General features: G+C 64.4%; 13 protein-coding genes. 9 read left to right on the top strand and 4 right to left on the bottom strand.

Features of this window, described 5'->3' with window-relative positions; translation table 11 throughout:
* Window positions 1-121: 121 nt before the first annotated feature.
* Complete coding sequence (locus ACYVL5_RS05775; RefSeq protein ID WP_460594601.1) at window positions 122-2614, bottom strand: penicillin-binding protein 1A; 2493 nt, start codon at window positions 2612-2614, stop codon at window positions 122-124.
* Between the two features lie 321 nt (window positions 2615-2935).
* Here ACYVL5_RS05775 and traF point away from each other — a divergent pair, with 321 nt between their 5' ends.
* From traF to ACYVL5_RS05760, 3 genes are all read left to right on the top strand, one after another.
* A complete protein-coding gene (gene traF, locus ACYVL5_RS05770) occupies window positions 2936-4504 on the top strand; it encodes a conjugal transfer protein TraF (RefSeq protein ID WP_460594600.1) in 1569 nt (522 codons plus the stop codon).
* Window positions 4505-4699: 195 nt separating this feature from the next.
* Window positions 4700-6439, top strand: coding sequence for a DUF4388 domain-containing protein (locus ACYVL5_RS05765; RefSeq protein ID WP_460594599.1), 1740 nt, complete (start codon window positions 4700-4702; stop codon window positions 6437-6439).
* Window positions 6440-6532: 93 nt separating this feature from the next.
* A complete protein-coding gene (locus tag ACYVL5_RS05760) occupies window positions 6533-7603 on the top strand; it encodes a type IV pilus twitching motility protein PilT (protein ID WP_460594613.1) in 1071 nt (356 codons plus the stop codon).
* Between the two features lie 126 nt (window positions 7604-7729).
* On the opposite strand, the gene ACYVL5_RS05755 is transcribed toward ACYVL5_RS05760, so the two are convergent.
* Window positions 7730-8452, bottom strand: coding sequence for a YceH family protein (locus ACYVL5_RS05755; RefSeq protein ID WP_460594598.1), 723 nt, complete (start codon window positions 8450-8452; stop codon window positions 7730-7732).
* Window positions 8453-8584: 132 nt separating this feature from the next.
* Between ACYVL5_RS05755 and ACYVL5_RS05750 the strand changes: the two genes are divergently transcribed.
* Window positions 8585-9328: a lytic transglycosylase domain-containing protein gene (locus tag ACYVL5_RS05750; protein ID WP_460594597.1), complete on the top strand. Its 744-nt coding sequence runs from the start codon at window positions 8585-8587 to the stop codon at window positions 9326-9328.
* A 19-nt stretch (window positions 9329-9347) separates the two neighbouring features.
* Here the strand turns inward: ACYVL5_RS05750 and ACYVL5_RS05745 are convergent, their stop codons facing one another.
* The gene (locus ACYVL5_RS05745) at window positions 9348-10682 is read right to left on the bottom strand and encodes a LysM peptidoglycan-binding domain-containing protein (RefSeq protein ID WP_460594596.1); all 1335 of its coding nucleotides are present in this window, start codon (window positions 10680-10682) and stop codon (window positions 9348-9350) included.
* An 81-nt stretch (window positions 10683-10763) separates the two neighbouring features.
* Entirely contained in the window at window positions 10764-12491 is a 1728-nt protein-coding gene (locus tag ACYVL5_RS05740) for a hypothetical protein (protein ID WP_460594595.1), read from the bottom strand.
* Between the two features lie 315 nt (window positions 12492-12806).
* Between ACYVL5_RS05740 and ACYVL5_RS05735 the strand changes: the two genes are divergently transcribed.
* From ACYVL5_RS05735 to ACYVL5_RS05715, 5 genes are all read left to right on the top strand, one after another.
* Complete coding sequence (locus ACYVL5_RS05735; RefSeq protein ID WP_460594594.1) at window positions 12807-13529, top strand: SprT family zinc-dependent metalloprotease; 723 nt, start codon at window positions 12807-12809, stop codon at window positions 13527-13529.
* A complete protein-coding gene (locus ACYVL5_RS05730) occupies window positions 13526-14314 on the top strand; it encodes a hypothetical protein (RefSeq protein WP_460594593.1) in 789 nt (262 codons plus the stop codon). The genes ACYVL5_RS05735 and ACYVL5_RS05730 overlap by 4 nt, the downstream gene beginning before the upstream one ends.
* A 63-nt stretch (window positions 14315-14377) precedes the next feature.
* Entirely contained in the window at window positions 14378-14674 is a 297-nt protein-coding gene (locus ACYVL5_RS05725) for a hypothetical protein (protein WP_460594592.1), read from the top strand.
* 9 nt (window positions 14675-14683) lie between these two features.
* A complete protein-coding gene (locus tag ACYVL5_RS05720; protein WP_460594591.1) occupies window positions 14684-15115 on the top strand; it encodes a hypothetical protein in 432 nt (143 codons plus the stop codon).
* A gap of 155 nt (window positions 15116-15270) precedes the next feature.
* A complete protein-coding gene (locus tag ACYVL5_RS05715; RefSeq protein WP_460594590.1) occupies window positions 15271-15987 on the top strand; it encodes a PilZ domain-containing protein in 717 nt (238 codons plus the stop codon).
* Window positions 15988-16032 lie beyond the last annotated feature (45 nt).

Genomic DNA, 16032 nt, shown 5'->3' with positions numbered 1-16032 from the left:
AGGAGCGGATCTAGCCCGATCTGGTCTCCGCTGAACCCTCGCCGGCCATGCTCCGGCTCATCGCCCCCCGGCCGTCGCACCCGGCGCGGGACTGGGATAAACATCGTCTGATTTCAATAAGTTACTGCTTGGGAGCCGGCTCGGGCGCGGGATCCTGATCGTAGCTCGTCGGCTCACTGCCGCTAATGAAACATTCCTGGATCGCGTCGCCGCTCCCTTCGCGCGCCAATTTCCCCGTATGGGGGTTGATGAGCGCAAAGGTGACGTTGGCGGGAGCGGCGAAGCTCTTGACCGGCACCCCGGCCAGCGCCCTTTGCATGAACTCGGTCCAGATCGGGGCCGCGGCCTGCCCGCCCGAGCCTCCGGCGCCGAGGCTCCGCTCCTGGTCGTAGCCGACCCAGACCCCGGCCACCAGCTGGGGGACGTAGCCGACGAACCAGGCGTCCTTCATGTCGTTGGTGGTACCGGTCTTGCCCGCCACCGGGCGGCCGAGGGCACGCGCCCGTCCGCCGGTACCGCTGCTGACGACGCTCTCCATCAGGTTGGTCATCAGGTAGGCGATCTCCGGCGAGACGACCGGCACCGCGGAGGGGCCGGTGGCCGGGGCCGCCACGGCCGCCGGAGCGGGTGCCGGCTGCTCGGCCTTGCCCCCATCCCCCTGGTCGTCGCCCGCGGCGGTCCCGTCCGGCTGCGGGGTGGAGAGGTTGGCGAAAGCGGGGGCCTGAACCTTCGGCTCGGGGACCTCCTCGAGCACCCGGCCGTCGCGGTCGAGCACCTTGGTGATGAAGTACGGCGTGGTGCGGTAGCCGCCGGAGGCGAAGACCGCGTAGGCGCTGGTCAATTCGAGCGGCGTCACGCTGGAGGAGCCCAGCGCCAGGGTCAGGTTGGCGGCCAGCGGGGAGGTGATCCCGAGCTTCTTCGCGTACTCGATGGCGGAGGAGACCCCGATCTGCTCCAGGATCTTGACGCTCACCACGTTGATGGAGTTGGTGAGGGCCTCCCGCATGGTGACCGGTCCGCGGTAGACGTTGTCGTAGTTCTTGGGCTTCCAGGCCTTGTCGCCGCCGCTTTCGTACTCCACCTGGGAGTCGTCGATGACGGTAGCCGGGGTGAGCCCCTTGTCGAGGGCCGCCGCGTAGATCACCGGCTTGAAGGCGGAACCGGGGTTCCTCCTGGCCTGCATGGCGCGGTTGAACTGGCTCTTCTTGAAGTCGTAGCCTCCCACCATGGCCCGCACCGCACCGGTCATCGGGTCCATGGCCACCAGCGCCGCCTGGGTCTCGGGGATCTGGTCGAGGGCGAAGACCGCCCCGCTCTTGTTCTGGTCCGGCTCCTTGACCTGCAGCTCGAGCACCGCGCCGAGCCCGATCGCCCGCTTGGCCTCCGGTTTCCCCCAGGCGTTGACCAATTCGACCTTGCCGGCCCACTCCATGTTCTTCCTGATGAGGGTCCCGGTGCGGTCACCCACCCGCACCTTGAGCTCCTGCCTGGCCGGGTCGATCCCGACCACCACCCCCTGGTAGGTGGAGCCCTGCTTGAGGGTCACGTAGTCGATCCCGTCCTCGACCTTCTTGCAGAAGGCGTCGACCTCCTGCTCGGTGAGGTAGCGCGCCGCCCCCCGGAACCCCTGCCGCTTGTCGAGCGCCTTCAACCCGTTCACCACGCTGTCGTAGGCACCCTTCTGCATCTCGGCGTTCATGGTCGTGTAGATCCGCAGGCCGTCCTTGTAGAGGCGTTCCTCCCCGTACTTCTCCTCGAGCTGCTGCCGTACCTGCTCGAGGAAGTAGGCGGACTGCTCCGGGTTCACCTTCTTGAGGGCGTGGATAACGATCGGGGTCGCCTTGGCGTAGTCGGCCTCCACCCGGGTGATGTACCCCTCCTTGACCATCCTCTCCAGGACGTAGGACTGGCGCTCCTTGGCCTTGTCGAAGTGCTTGATCGGGGAGTAGGCGTTGGGTGCCTTGGGGAGCCCGGCGAGCATGGCCATCTCGGCCAGGTTCAGCTTGTCGACCTCCTTGCCGAAGTAGGTCTCCGCCGCGAGCTCCACGCCGTAGGCCCCCGCCCCGAGGTAGATCTGGTTCAGGTAGATGTAGAGGATCTCGTCCTTGGAGAGCCGCTCCTCCATCCGTTTGGCGAGGATGGCCTCCTTGAGCTTTCTGGAGAACTTCTTCTCCGGGGTGAGGAGCATCGACTTGGCGACCTGCTGGGTGATGGTCGAGGCCCCCTCCTTCTTCCGCAGCGAGATGATGTTCTTGAACGCCGCCCGCATGATGCCGACGTAGTCGATCCCCTTGTGCTGGTAGAAGTTGGAATCCTCGGCCGAGACGAAGGCCTGGATCAGGCGCCGGGGGATCTTGTCCACCGGGACCACGGTCCGCCGCTCGAGGTAGAACTCACCGACCAGGCTGCCGTCGGCCCCGAAGACCTGGGAGAGGATGGGGGGGCGGTAATCGGCCAGCCGGTCGACCTTGGGAAGGGCGTTGAAGAGGTAGAAAAGATAGCCGACGAAGGCGAGCATCCCGATGACGCAACAGCTTCCCAGGATGGTGCCTAAAAGCTTCCCGTACGAGCGGCTCTTCTTGATCCTGCGGGACGGGGCTTTGTAAATCTCCATTGGCGGGGGTCTCCGTGCCGTCTGTCCGTCTAATGCGCAAAAGGCCAGGCGGCGGGGGCCGGGGCCGAAATTACGAGCATGCGAACAGCTGGGGCTAAACAATCGGTAAAAACGTCCGAAGAGCAAGATTATCGCAGAATGCCCAATGAATTCAAGGGACAATGTTTCCCCATGAAAAGGGAGGCCGCCCATGGGTCATCGATTCCCCCAGTGCGGCACGGTGAAAACCGCCACTTTTCCGTTGTGCACCGGCAGTTTGTAGGCTAAGATCCCGCGCCGAGAGTGGCGCCGTTTCATTAACACGAGGGAGGACCGTAACCGATGAGAAAACTCGCAATACCCTTGGCACTGTGCGCAATGACCCTGGCGGGAACCGCCCACGCCGCCACCTTCCAACCGATCGGGAACCTCGGCATCGGCGGTGCTGGCGTGGCCCGCACCACCAACGCCCTGGCCGCCTACTGGAACCCGGCCGGGCTCGCCTTCAACGAGACCACCTTCAGCATGCCGATCGAGGTGAGCGCGGGCTTGAGGGTGTCGAAAGGGCTGGCCGACAACGTGGACAAGGTCGAGAAGTTCACCGAGAAGGGCGCCAACGGGCAATCCACCTTCGACAACCTGAAGAACATCAGCGGGAATCCGGACGCGCTGGGCGACGTGGTCGCACTCCTCTCGGTCCTTAAGGACATCGAGGACAAGAAGGGGACCGTCTCCCTGGAGGCCAACACCGAGTTCGCGATGCAGATCAAGCATTTCGCCTTCGGCGCCTTCGGAAACATGGAAGGGTTCGCCCGCCCCGACATCGATATGAAGAACATCCTTCCCAGCAACTCCTCCGGCGTCACGCTCACCAACGCCGACATCATTAACGCCGTCACCCCGGGCATCGGCACCAGCCACAACTACACGTACTTCACCGATGCCACCATCAGGGGAAACTTGATCACCTCCCTGGAAGGCGCCGGCTTCACCGCCTCCCAGGCCAACGACATCCTTGCCACCATGGACAACACCCTTACCACCAATAATCATGGGGTTACCCAGGACCAGATATCTACCACCACCATCGGCAACTTCCTACCGACCCTGATCGCCAGCAACAACGGTACCGGCGGCGGACTCACCATCGACAACAACCGTACCGCGGTCGTCTTGAGAAACCTCGCCTATGTCGAGTTCCCGATCGCCTACGGCCACCCGATCGACCTCGGGGGCTACGGCAAGCTCGGCATCGGGGCCTCCGTGAAGCCGATCGTGGGGCGCGTCTATTCGTCCGAACTGCTGCTGGTCAACCAGGGGAGCAGCGTCAGCTCCGGCAACATCACCAGCAACCTGACCAAGAACTACACCGAGAGCACCGCAGTCACCTTCGACCTCGGCATGTTCTATAAATACAGCGACTGGTTCAACTTCGGCCTGGTCGGCAAGAACCTCACCTCGCCGAAGTTCTCGGCGCCTGCACTGAAGGACCAGCACGGCAACCTGGTCACCACCGACGCCAACGGGAACCCGGTCGACAATTCGGGCGTCACCCTGAAGCCGCAGGTAAGGGCGGGCATCTCCCTCGACCCGCTCTCCTGGCTGACCCTCGCCGCCGACCTCGACATCACCAAGAACGAGACGGTACTCCCGAGCGCCGACTACACCAGCCGCAACCTGGGCGGCGGCCTGGAGATCCACCCCTTCACCTGGCTGAAGCTGCGCGGCGGCATGTACAAGAACCTCGCCAACAACGACATCGGCCCGGTGGCCACCGCCGGCCTTTCGTTGGGGATCAAGTGGTTCTACTTCGACATCGACGGCGCCTACGGCCTGGAAACCGCCAAGTTCAAAGAGAAGAACTACCCGAAAGAGGCCAGGGTGCAGACCACCCTCAACATCCAGTTCTAGCCGAGCGGGAGCGGGTCTCCTCCGGGGCGCCCGCTCCCGCCCTCCTCCCCCTCCGGATTCCCGCCCGTAACGCCCCGTTTTGGCTTGGGGATTCCCGAGATTTCTCCGTTTACTTAAACAAAGCCTCATGCTAGAATCCGGCTCCGATTCCGCAGCTGCCGCTTTCTCCACCACCGATAACCGGAAGGTTTCCGTATGTCTTTTGACGGCGATTTACAACATTTCCCGATCGCGGACGTCATCCAGCTTCTGCACGCCACCGCCAAGTCCGGCACCCTGACCCTGAGGAGCCTCAAGGGGGAGAGCCAGCTGGTCTTCCAGGACGGCTACATCGTCAGCGCCAACCATGTGAACAACAGCGTCCGCATCGGCCAGATCCTGATGGACATGGGGGTCATCACCGCGGAAGAGCTGGAGAGCGCCCTCCACGAGCAGCAAAAGGCCGGTTCCGGCCGCAAGCCGATCATCCAGACGCTGATCGAGGGGGGGAGGATCCACCCCGACCAGGCCTACCACGGGCTGGAAGTGCTGATCGAGATGACCATCGTGGAGGTGCTGACCTGGATCCGGGGGACCTTCTCGCTCGACGTCGAGAAGACCGTCGCCAGCGTCGAATACCGCTACTTCCCCGAGCAGCTCAAGAAGGACATCCATCTCAACACCCAGAGCGTGCTGATGGACGCCCTGAGGATCTACGACGAGCGCAAGCGCGACGGCACCCTGGACGACGGCTCCCTCTTCCGCCCGCTCGCCCCGGGACTTGCCATGGCAGCCGAACCTGCCGATGCCGGGCTCTCCGCCGCCGACCTCGGGCTGGACGAGCTGGACGGCCTGGAGAGGAAGATCCCCAAGGCCTTCTCCGCCCTGGACGAGGTGGAGGAGGAGACCCCGAAGAAGCGGCTGCAGGGGGTTTTGACCGGTATCGCCGCCGAAGAGCAACAGCAGCTCTTCCGTTACCTGGAAAGCCTGGCCGGCCGCCCCGAACCGCTCCCCGCCGAGGCGGCGGTGGTGCTCTTCTCCGCCGACCCGGTGGTCCGCGAGTGCGTCTCCGCGGTCAGCGGTGCCGGGTTTGTCTGCGCCACCCGTGACGCGGCGGGGCTCGACGCCATCATCGACCAGCTCCACTCGAAGGGGCGCCGCCCCGTGCTGATCGTGGACGGGGCCGAGGCGGCCGGGAGACCGGCGGCCGCCAGGGAAACCGTGGCACTCGTCCAGGAGAAGGTGGAGAAATTCGCCGCCCTGCGGGTACTGGTGCTGTGCGCCCCCTGGGACCTCGAGCTGAGCGCCCACGCCCTTCAGTCCGGCGCGGAGGCGGTGGTCCCCAAGGCGAGCCGGGCGGAGCGGAGGGAAACCTTCATCTCCGACACCGTCGAATGCTCGCGCGCCCTCGATACCGTGCTCAGCAAAGGCGCCCCGGCGCTCAAGGAGGGGAGCCAGGGAAGCCTGCCGCGGGTCAAGGAGCTCTTTTCCTCCTTCGCCGATCTGCGCGAGCCTTCCGAGGTGACCTTCACCCTGTTGAAGTCGGTGGGAGGGTTCTTCTCCCGCGCCGTGACCTTCGTGGCGGTGCGCTCCGAGCTCGTCGCCGAGCGCGGTATCGGCGTCACCGCTCCCGGCGAGATCACCTCGCTCCGGCTGAGACTGGCGGTCGATCCCCACTCCCTGCTGCAGCAGGCCCTGGACGGCCAGTGCTACTACGGGGACGCCGACGCCTCGCTGCGCGAGACCATCCGCGGCTCGATCGGGCTGCCGGCCAGCATGAAGGCCCTGCTCCTGCCGGTGAAGAGTTTCGGCCGGGTCATCGCCCTCATCTACGCCGACTTCGGCGACCGGGCGGGGGGCGAGCCCCAGCTGGAGCTGTTGGAAGTACTGGCCCAGCACGCGGGTGTGGTGATCGACAACGCCCTGTACCGCAAGCGGTGCGCCGCACAGAAATAGACGCCATCGGCACCCTCCCCGATCGGGGAAGGATGAACGGGTTATTTGTAATGTGATGTGAGCGGCAGTAAGAGAGGAGGGTAGTTCATGGCCATCGATGCCAAGGTTTTCGTACAGATCCTGGAAATCGCCTTCAGCAAGAAGGTCTCCGACGTCCACTTCGAGGTCGACAATCCTCCCTTCTTCCGGGGCAAAGGGCAGATCATCCGCTCCAAGCTCCCGGCTCTCTTGGCCGAGGACACCGAGTTCATCGCCCACCAGATAATGGCCCACAACAACAGGAAGTGGGAGCAGGACCAGAAGGAGTTCGACACCTCCTTTTCGCTCCCCAGCGGCGCCCGCTTCAGGGTCAGCATCTTCCGCCAGCGCGGCTGCTTCGGGATCATCATGAGGGTGATCCCCGCCCACATCGGGAACTTCGACGAGCTCCGCCTCCCGCCGGTGCTGGGGGAAGTGGTCAAGGCGCCCAATGGGCTCGTGCTGGTCACCGGCCCCACCGGCAACGGCAAGTCCACCACGCTCGCCTCCATGCTCCGCTACATCAACGAGAACTTCTCCTACAACTGCATCACCATCGAGGACCCGATCGAGTTCCTCTTCACCTCGCAAAAGAGCTGCATCATCCAGCGCGAGGTGGGGATCGACACCGACAGCTTCAGCTCGGCCTTGAAAGCCGCGCTCCGCATGGACCCGGACCTGATCATGGTCGGCGAGATGCGGGACCGGAATACCATCGAGGCCTGCCTGATGGCCGCGGAGACCGGGCACCTGGTCCTCTCGACGCTCCACACCCAGGGGGCGGTTTCGACCATCAACCGGATCATCGGGCACTTCCCGCCCGAGGCGCAGGAGATCGTGCGCCACCGGCTGGCCGACATCCTGGTCGCCACCGTATCGATCCGCCTGGTGATGAACAAGACCGGGGAATTCATCCTCCCGGTCCTGGAGATCATGCGGGGGACCACCACCATCCAGAGCTGCATCAGGGAAGGAAGGCTGGACGAGATCGAAGGGCACATGGAGAACAGCCGGAGCCAGTACCAGATGCAGACGCTGGACCAGCACCTGATCCAGCTCCACGAGCAGGACCTGATCACCATCGAGGAGGCCAAGCGGCTGTCGCACTCGATGGACCTGGAACGGAAGATGATGTTCACCAACTAGACGCGTTGGCATACCGGCTGACCCGCGGTCCTCTCCCCCTCAAGGGGACAGGGTGAGGATGGGTTTCCGCAGGGACAACAAAAAGGGGCTGGCACCTTGCGGAGCCAGTCCCCTCTCTTTTTCCGCTTACGACAGGGAGGCGATCAACTCCTCGATCTCCCGCCGCAGGCCGGCTACCTCCCCCCGCAACTCGCCCACCTCGGATTCCAGGGTGGCCAACCGCGCAGCGGCCGCTCCGCCGCCTCCGCTTCTCGCCGCCCGCACCGGGGTGCCCCCCCCAGCATCAGCCGCTCTCTCTTCGCTCTCCCACCGCTGGTCTTCCGCCTCGCTCTCCTCGGCAATCTCGGCAATCTCGGGCATCCCGGCGAAGAGCTGTGCGTAGCGCGGTTCCTTGCGACCCGGCTGCCGCGGAAGCCTGACCACCAGTGGGGGGCCGGCCTGCAACAGCTTCAGGAGGGCGCCCTCCACCGCGGCGAGGTCGGTAAAGGCGGCCATGCGGTCGCAACGGCTCCTCAATTCACCGGGGGTCTGGGGTCCCCTCAGCATCAGTTCCGCCAACACCGCGCGGGGGCCTTCGGCGAGGCTCAGCTTGTCGGTCACCGAGTGGCAGTAGCGGGGTACCCTTCCCCCCACCGTGGTCAGCCGCGCGAGCCCCCGCGCCCCGAGCCGTTCCAGCGCGGCCAGCACCTCCGCCTCGGAGAGCGCCATGGCCGGCTCACGGTTGGACTTCTGGTTGCAGGCCGCCACCAGCGCGTTCAGGCTCAACGGATAGTTCTCCGGCGTCGAGAGCTCCTTCTCGATGAGGCTGCCGAGCACCCTGATTTCCTGCCGGTCGAGGTTCATTCTCATGCGATTCTCCTGCCCTTTTCAAACTATGCGATTTTGCGGGGGTGACAGCGGCACCCGAAATGGGTATGATAGACGGAATTCTGTCCGCCTCAGCCCGGCACCCGCCGCGGAGGCTTCGAGAGAGGAAACATGATGCCGGCCATTCGAACCGCCATACTCGCCACGCTGCTCACCGTAGGGATCACCACCCAGGGCTACTGCTTCTGCTTCGACGAAGCGGGCGCCGAGTACGGTATCAATCCCCAGATCCTGCGCGCCATCGCCAAGGTGGAGTCCAACTTCAATCCCACCGCGGTCAATCGCAACGCCAACGGCACCTTCGACTTCGGACTGATGCAGATCAACTCCAGCTGGGCCTCGGTGCTCGGCAAGAAGCGCTGGAACAACCTCGGCGACGCCTGCTACAACACCAAGACCGGGGCCTGGATCCTCGCCATGTGCATCAGCAAGTACGGCTACAACTGGAAGGCCATCGGCTGCTACAACAGCCAGACTCCCCAGAAGCGGGACGTCTACGCCAGGAAGGTTTTCGCCCAGTTGCAGAAGGTGAAGCCGGTGGAGCAGGAGGCGGCCTACGCTCCGCTCAAGGAAAACGTCGAGGCGCTGGTCAAGGAGAAGGTGGACGGCTGGGTGGAGGCGGCGGCCCAAGGGAAGAAACGCGAGTTCGTCGCCAAGGGAAAACCGTACGTGCCGGTGCCGAAAGAGGTGCTCCAGGAGCCGCCGGCGATGAACGAATCATCCCTCCAGCACGCCCTTCCCCCTCCGGCAGCCGCTGCGCCGCCGGAACTCTCCAGCGGTCTGAAGAGCAACGAATCCTCGTCCTCCTCGCCTGAGGCTGAATTACCCCAACTCCAAAACACCGGCGTCATGCCCTAGCCGGATTCCGCCATCACCATCAACGCTGGCTGCATCCCGACGGGAGGACCCACTGCTGCTTGGCAGCCGCTACCCGGTCGGCGATCAGGACCTTCCGCCCCGCCGCATCCTCGGGCTGGACGAGGAAGCCGACCGGCGCCCCCCCTCCCTCCAGCGGGTGCGCGCCGAAGTCCGGCGTGATGCCGAGCATCTGCAGCAGATCCTTCACGATTCCCCGGAAGTCACTCCTGGCATCGACCCGCAGCACATGGTACCCCGCCGTCTCCAGAAGCCTCATGAGCGTCTCGGTGTAGGCGTCCGGCGCCCCCAGGTTCACGATGTAACGCCCCCCCTTGAACTCGAAGTAGCGGTCCACCATGATGCTGAAGGGGGGAGAATAGGCGCTTCCCGAGTCGACGATCTTGTTTTTCGACCAGGTGATGGAAAGGGAATTGAGAACGGATTCGACGATCTGCCCGGCATTGTGGTCGGCGACCGCACAGTACCAGACCGGCCCGGTAACCACCTGCGGCTCGGGGGGTGCCTGCGCCGCCGGAGCGGCAGGAGCCGGAGCGGCAGGAGCCGGAGCAGTAGCCGCGGGAGCTTTAGCCACGGGAGCTGGAACTGCCGGAGCTGATTTAGCTGCGGGAGCTTGCTTGGCTGCGGGAGCTTGCTTGGCTGCCGGGGCTACCGGGGCGTGCGACGGGGCCGGAGCGGACGGATGAGCGGGAGCGGCCGGGGCAACGGTTGCCGGATGAGCTTGCCGGGGAGGAGCCGTTTCCTGCCCTGACGGCCTCTCCCCCTCGCCGGCTTCCTGCTTGGCGGCGACCGGAGGCTGGACAGGCGCCTGTTCGGCCGTCGCGGTCGATGCTCGCTCTTCCGTGCCGGGCGCCTTCGGGTGTGCCTCTTCCTTTCCCGCCGGGGTCTTGGCCGCCAGCCGCGCGGCTTCCTGCTTCCCGCACGGTACCAGCAGCTCGCTCCCCACCTTCAGGTCGTGAATGTTGGCGACATGGTTGATCCTGACGATTTCGGGGATCAGCCGCTCGGCCTGCTCGTTGGACATCCCGACGTGCCCCATAAGGATCTTGAAGATGTAATCCCCCCGCCGGATGGTGTAGCGGCAGTAGCCGGGATGCTCGGACGGCTCACGGTGCTCGGACTGCTCGCCGCGCTCGGCGGTCTGCTCCTTCGCCTTTCCTTCCTTCTTATGGCGGACGCTTTTCTTCTTCTCCGCCTTGGGCGCGGCCGGCGGTTTTTCCCGCTCCAGCTCCTTGATGTCGATATCGTAAGGTGCCTTTTCAGCCAATACCAGCGATGGTCCCAGCAGACAGAAGAGGGCGGGGAGGAGGATGCCCCCCTGTTTGACCCCTTTCAACAGGCGCCTCTTTTCTGATGCCGGTGCTTCATTTCGATGTTTCATCACGTACTATGACTCCTTGCCAGGACCGGACCCGCCTCAGGGGTAAAAAACCACCAGCCCCTTGAGGGCGTGATCACTCTTTTTTCGATAGATGGTGAGTCCGAGACCACCCGGCGCGACTCCATGCTCGACGAGGAAGCCCCCCTTGGTCTCAGTCGACTTCACCTGGTAATGGTCGATACCGCCGAACTCGAGCAGTGCCCGCTGGTAGATCTGGTCCGAGATGGTCTGACCGCTCAGCGCGAGCACCTGGAGTGCCTTGTAGACGTTCCCCTCTTTATACAGCTTGTACTCCGCCCGGGTACCCACCAGCCGCTGCCATCCCGGATGCCTCTTGCCGTAGGCGGGGTCGATGGTGACCCCTGCGAGGAAGGGGGGGAGAGCCGTGACCCCCTTGACCTTGACCTTGACCTTGGCCGGGGCCTTGGCCGCGGGCGGCGCGGCAGGCGGCACCACCGGGGCGGCAGGCTTGGCGGCTCCGGCGGGGACCGTCCCGGCAGGAGCGGTCGCCGCCTTGGGTGCAGGAGCGGCACCAGCCTTGGGTGCGGGAGCGGGACCTCCGGGTGCCGGGGGAGCGATGGCCGCCTTGGGTGCCGCCGCAGGGGAAGCGGGCTGGGCAGGTTTCACTCCGGAAGGCGCCGGCTTTGCTCCTGGCGCGGCCGGGGCGACCCCGGCGGCCGGCTTCTTCACCGAAGCGGAACGGGATCCGAACGGCCCCACGATGTAAAGGACCAGAGGGATGAAGATGAGGGCCACGGCCAGCGGGATGCTCCAGGCGGCCCGTTTCTTGACCGAGGAGGCCTTCTCCTGCGCGTCCAGGCTCTGGAGGAAGTCGTCTACATAAATGGGGTGGCCGGGTCCCATCCCTTCCCGCCCCGGCCGCGCCGGCGTTGCCGCCGGTTCGGGGTGGCTCTCCACCTGCTCGGCTTCCGTTTCCGCCCCCTGGCGGGACGAAGCGCGGCGCATCATTTCGGCGAAAGTCTCCTCCTCGCCAGCCGGGGCCTCCTCGGCGCGGGCGCTTTTCTCCCCGGCTGCGCTCGCCTCCTCCTTCTTGGCGGCGGCCTCGGCGGTGAACCACTCCCGGGTCGGAATGTAGGGAGCGGCCGCGGGGTTTGGGACGCCAGCGGGGGCGGCAGCCGCCACGGGAGGTTGCGCCGTCGGAGGCTGCGGCACCGGAGGTTGCGCCCCGGGACGCTCGGCCTCGGGCTCCTCGGCCGCGGGAGGCTGCGGGGAGGAGGGAACAACGTTAGCCGCCGGCAGCTGCCCGCCGACCGCTTCGCTCACCAGGCACCCTTCTTCGCCAGCCCCTTCTCCTTCAGGGGCAGCGGCAGGCTCGACCTTCGTCTTTGCTTTCTTCTTTGCCGGGGCCCCCTCCCCTTTGTCAGCCGCCTTTCGTTGCGCCCGGGGACGTTTTCCGGACAGGATTCCCCTGATCTCCTCGGCCAGCGCCTGATCGTCATCCGCCAGGTCGAGGTACAGCTTGGCCTGCTTCTGGGCCAGCTCGGCGTCCTCCTGATCGACGGCGAGGATGACCACTTTGGCCTTGGGAGGGAGGATCTTCTTGAGGTGACGCAGTGCGATATCGCTGGAAAAGCCGGAAATCCTGCTTTGGGCGAAGATGAGCCGCGGAGCGGGATCCCCGAGCTCTTCGGCGGAAAGGGAGAGGGTGGCGGAGGTTCGCAGTTGCAGGAGTCCGTCCTTTTCCAGGGACTGGAATACCCGCTGCACGCGTTCGATGTCGGTGATCAGTAAGATGGAAGTCATTGATACCCTTTGCTGTTCCGGCGCATTTTAGGGGAGCGACCGGAAATAATCAATATCAATCCGCTCATGAGAAAGGTTTTTTACAGGTAAAAGCGTCCTAACGTTAGCAGTTTGTTGCACGAAAGGTGGGGAGTGTGCTAAATTGGCCGATGCTTTTTCAGCCGGTAAGTATATCCTGTTATTTTTACATGGCATCTCCCCATTGTCTTTTCTGTGGTGGATCTCCTGGAGGGTCCTGATCAGGACGCCGGGAGCATCGTGAACACTTCCCGCCCCGTCAACCCGTGGGCGGTGATCGGTGGGAGGAAACCTGACATGGCCTATCTGTCCGTATGTAAGGGATTCATCGGCAGCCGACTGGCTATCAAGGCGCTGCTTCTGCTACTATTCGCCGACATCCTGGCCGGCTGTAACACCACCTACATTCCCGTCAGCTGGGGGTTGGGGAACAAGCCGAAGGAGCTGTCCCACACCGATACCACCCTCATGACCCTGTTCGAGCATTTCGACAAGGACCGGTTCACGCTCAGGCTCGGCGGCTCCTCCTTCGAGGAGGTCATGATGCCGAGCGAGGTGAAATACCACCTCGGCGCCTACCGCCCCGACACCAAGCAGATCTACCGCAACCTCTACCGGGAATACAACGACCGCGAGCTGCGCGACCTGCTGGTGCACGAGCTCGCCCACCACATCTGGTTCAACTACATGTCGGTGGCGCAAAGAGACGAGTGGAAGGAGTACCTGATCAAGAATCCGAGTACGGCACAGGCCTTGGTGCGGATGGCCTACCCCGATCCCCGGACCTGGGATACCGAGGACTTCGCCTACGCGATGCAGAACGCGAGGCGCGAAGACATCAAGGAACTGAACGCCATCAAGCTGATTTCCGACGAGGAGTGCGCCGCGATCCTCAAGTCGCTGCCGGCGGACGCCCCCCTTCCCGCGAAAGTGGAGGCCACCACCCCCAAGACGCCCCCTGCCGCGGTCAGCACTCCGCAAAAGCCGGCCGCTTCAGCGATTGCCACGGGAAATAGATGAGACTACTCGATTCACTGGAGCGCAAACTCGGGCGCTTCGCAATACCGAACCTCACGATCTACCTGATCGCCGGTCAATCGCTTTTCTACGTGATGTACATGACCGGCAAGCTCGATCCCGCCGCCACCCTCCTCTCGGCCGACCGGCTGCTGGCGGGAGAGTGGTGGCGCATCTTCACCCTCCCGTTCGACCCGCCCCGTCAGAGCCTGCTCTTCGCGCTCTTCGCGTGGTACTTCTTCTACCTGCTGGGGTCCGCCCTCGAGGCGCACTGGGGAACCTTCCGCTACAACGCCTTCCTCTTCCTCGGGTGCCTGATCACCGTCGGCGCCTCGTTCCTGGTGCCCCACCTGCCGGTCGGCAACACCTTTTTGGCCGGCTCGGTGTTCCTGGCCTTCGCCACCCTCTTCCCGGATTACCAGATCCTCCTCTTCTTCGTGCTGCCGGTCCGGATCAAGTGGCTCGCCATGCTGACCTGGGCCGGGTACCTCTACCTCCTCCTTTTCGGTGGCTGGGCCGCCCGGGTCTCGGTGCTGGCGGCCACCGGCAACTACCTGATCTTCTTCGGCAGGGAGATCGTCACCTCCGCCCGCTACGGCCGCAAGCAGTTCATGAAGAGGGCCGCCGGTGCCCTTCCCCGCCGCGAGCGCGAGTCCCATCACCGCTGCACGGTCTGCGGGATCACCGACCAGACCCATCCCGACATGGATTTCCGCTACTGCCCGCAGTGTAACGGCCAGTACGGCTACTGCCGGGAGCACATCTTCCGCCACGAACACAAGAAGTAACGCCCCGGCCGCGGCGGCTACCGGCCGCGCCCCGGCGCCGCACCACCGAAACACGGAGGGATCATGCTCGACAAACTCAGCAGTATAGACGACAAGCTCAACAACCTCGGCGACGAGCTCTACCAGAGCTGGAGCCACGACCAGCGCCGGGCCGAGATCGGCAAACTGGTGGACGGCTACCGCAACGGCCTCCCGGTCCAGATACTCTGCATCCTCTCCACCTCGATCGCCGGGAGCTCGGAGCTCGCCAACGAGCACATCTCCGCGTTCCTGAGCCGCAAGGAGCGTAAGGCCATCGTCAGAAACGAGTCCGGCGGCAACCGCGAGCTTGAATCCCTCCTGAAGGCGACGCTTCTGTAGGAGAAGGGGATGACGCTCACCCAGCACCTGGCGCTGACCGCGGTGGCGGCGGCGCCCCTTTCTCCGCTCCTCACCGGCCACGAGCTCGCCCTCTTCGCAGCCGGCTCGGTGCTGATCGACGTCGACCACTACCTCCTGTACGTGCAGCGCAGGAGGAACCTGAGCGTCTCCGGGATGTTCGCCTACTTCAATGATCTGCAGCCTATCCAGACCCGGATCCCTTACGTGGGGCTTTGCCTCTTCCACACCATCGACTTCTTCATCCTCCTCGCCCTCCTCGCCCTCTGGTATCCCCCCCTCATCTACCTTTTGGCCGGCTGCCTCTACCACTTCGCCATCGATCTTTACGACCTGCGCCGCAAGAAGGTGATCTTCATCCGCCCGTTCTTTCTCGTCGAACACTTCGTACGCCGCCGGGCCCAGGGGTATCCCTGGTATTGATCCGGTTGCACGAGAGCCCTTTCTGGATTAGTCTTTGCTAATGCATTCTCGCCGCTACAAGACCGCCGCCATCCCCACGACACGTTGCCTGGAGCCCGTTTCGCCCATCGGGTAGTCATCGTTTCACTGCCTTTCGCAGCCAAGGGACGACCGCCATGGACAGCAATCAGGACCGCACCCTTCCAGCTCCCCCCAACGCCGACGAGCAGCAGGCGTTTATCGACCGGTTCACCGAACTGATGGACGGCGCTGGCGATCCCCGCATCGTTTTGACCAACATCTACAAGGAGATGCCGATCTCCCACCCGGCCTCGCTGTGGGAGGTCAAGGGAAACCACGTCGAGCTCGAAACCTGCGAGCTCCAACTGGCGGCGATCTCCCACTGCAGCGAGGCCTACATCCAGTCCCCCCTGGTCGAAAACCCCGTCCTCGCACAACTGGAGAGCATCGACATCCGGCGCTGCACCGTGCGGCTGCACAACTTCAGCTACTGCGAGCTCTACGTCAACCGCCGCAGTGCCGTCCGGGTCCGTTTCAAGCGGCCGGTCAACATGGTCGCCACGGCCGGGGAGAGCAAGATCCACGGGCTGGCCCACGACATCTCCCTGGAGGGTTGCTGCCTCTTGACCCTTGGCCGCCCCCCCCTGGCGCCGGGAGACCCTGCCGAGTTGCAGCTCCATCTTTTGGCCCCCCTCACCAACGAAACTCTCGACGTCGAAATCCCCTCCTCCGTGATCCGTATCGCCGGCGAGACCCCTCCCTACAAGCTTGTGCTGGGTTTCTGCCACACCCAGCACTCTGAGCACCTTTTGTCGGTGTACATCAACCAGCGTCAACACGAACTCTTGAAGGAGCTCCGCGCCTCCCTGTGAACGGGATGAGAGGACTCAATCCACTTGCGTCCTCCCTCCTCCCGT

It is taken from the genome of Geomonas sp. Red276 (assembly GCF_054784495.1).
Note: the sequence above shows the minus strand (reverse complement) of the source record. Positions and strands in the feature narration are given on the sequence as shown.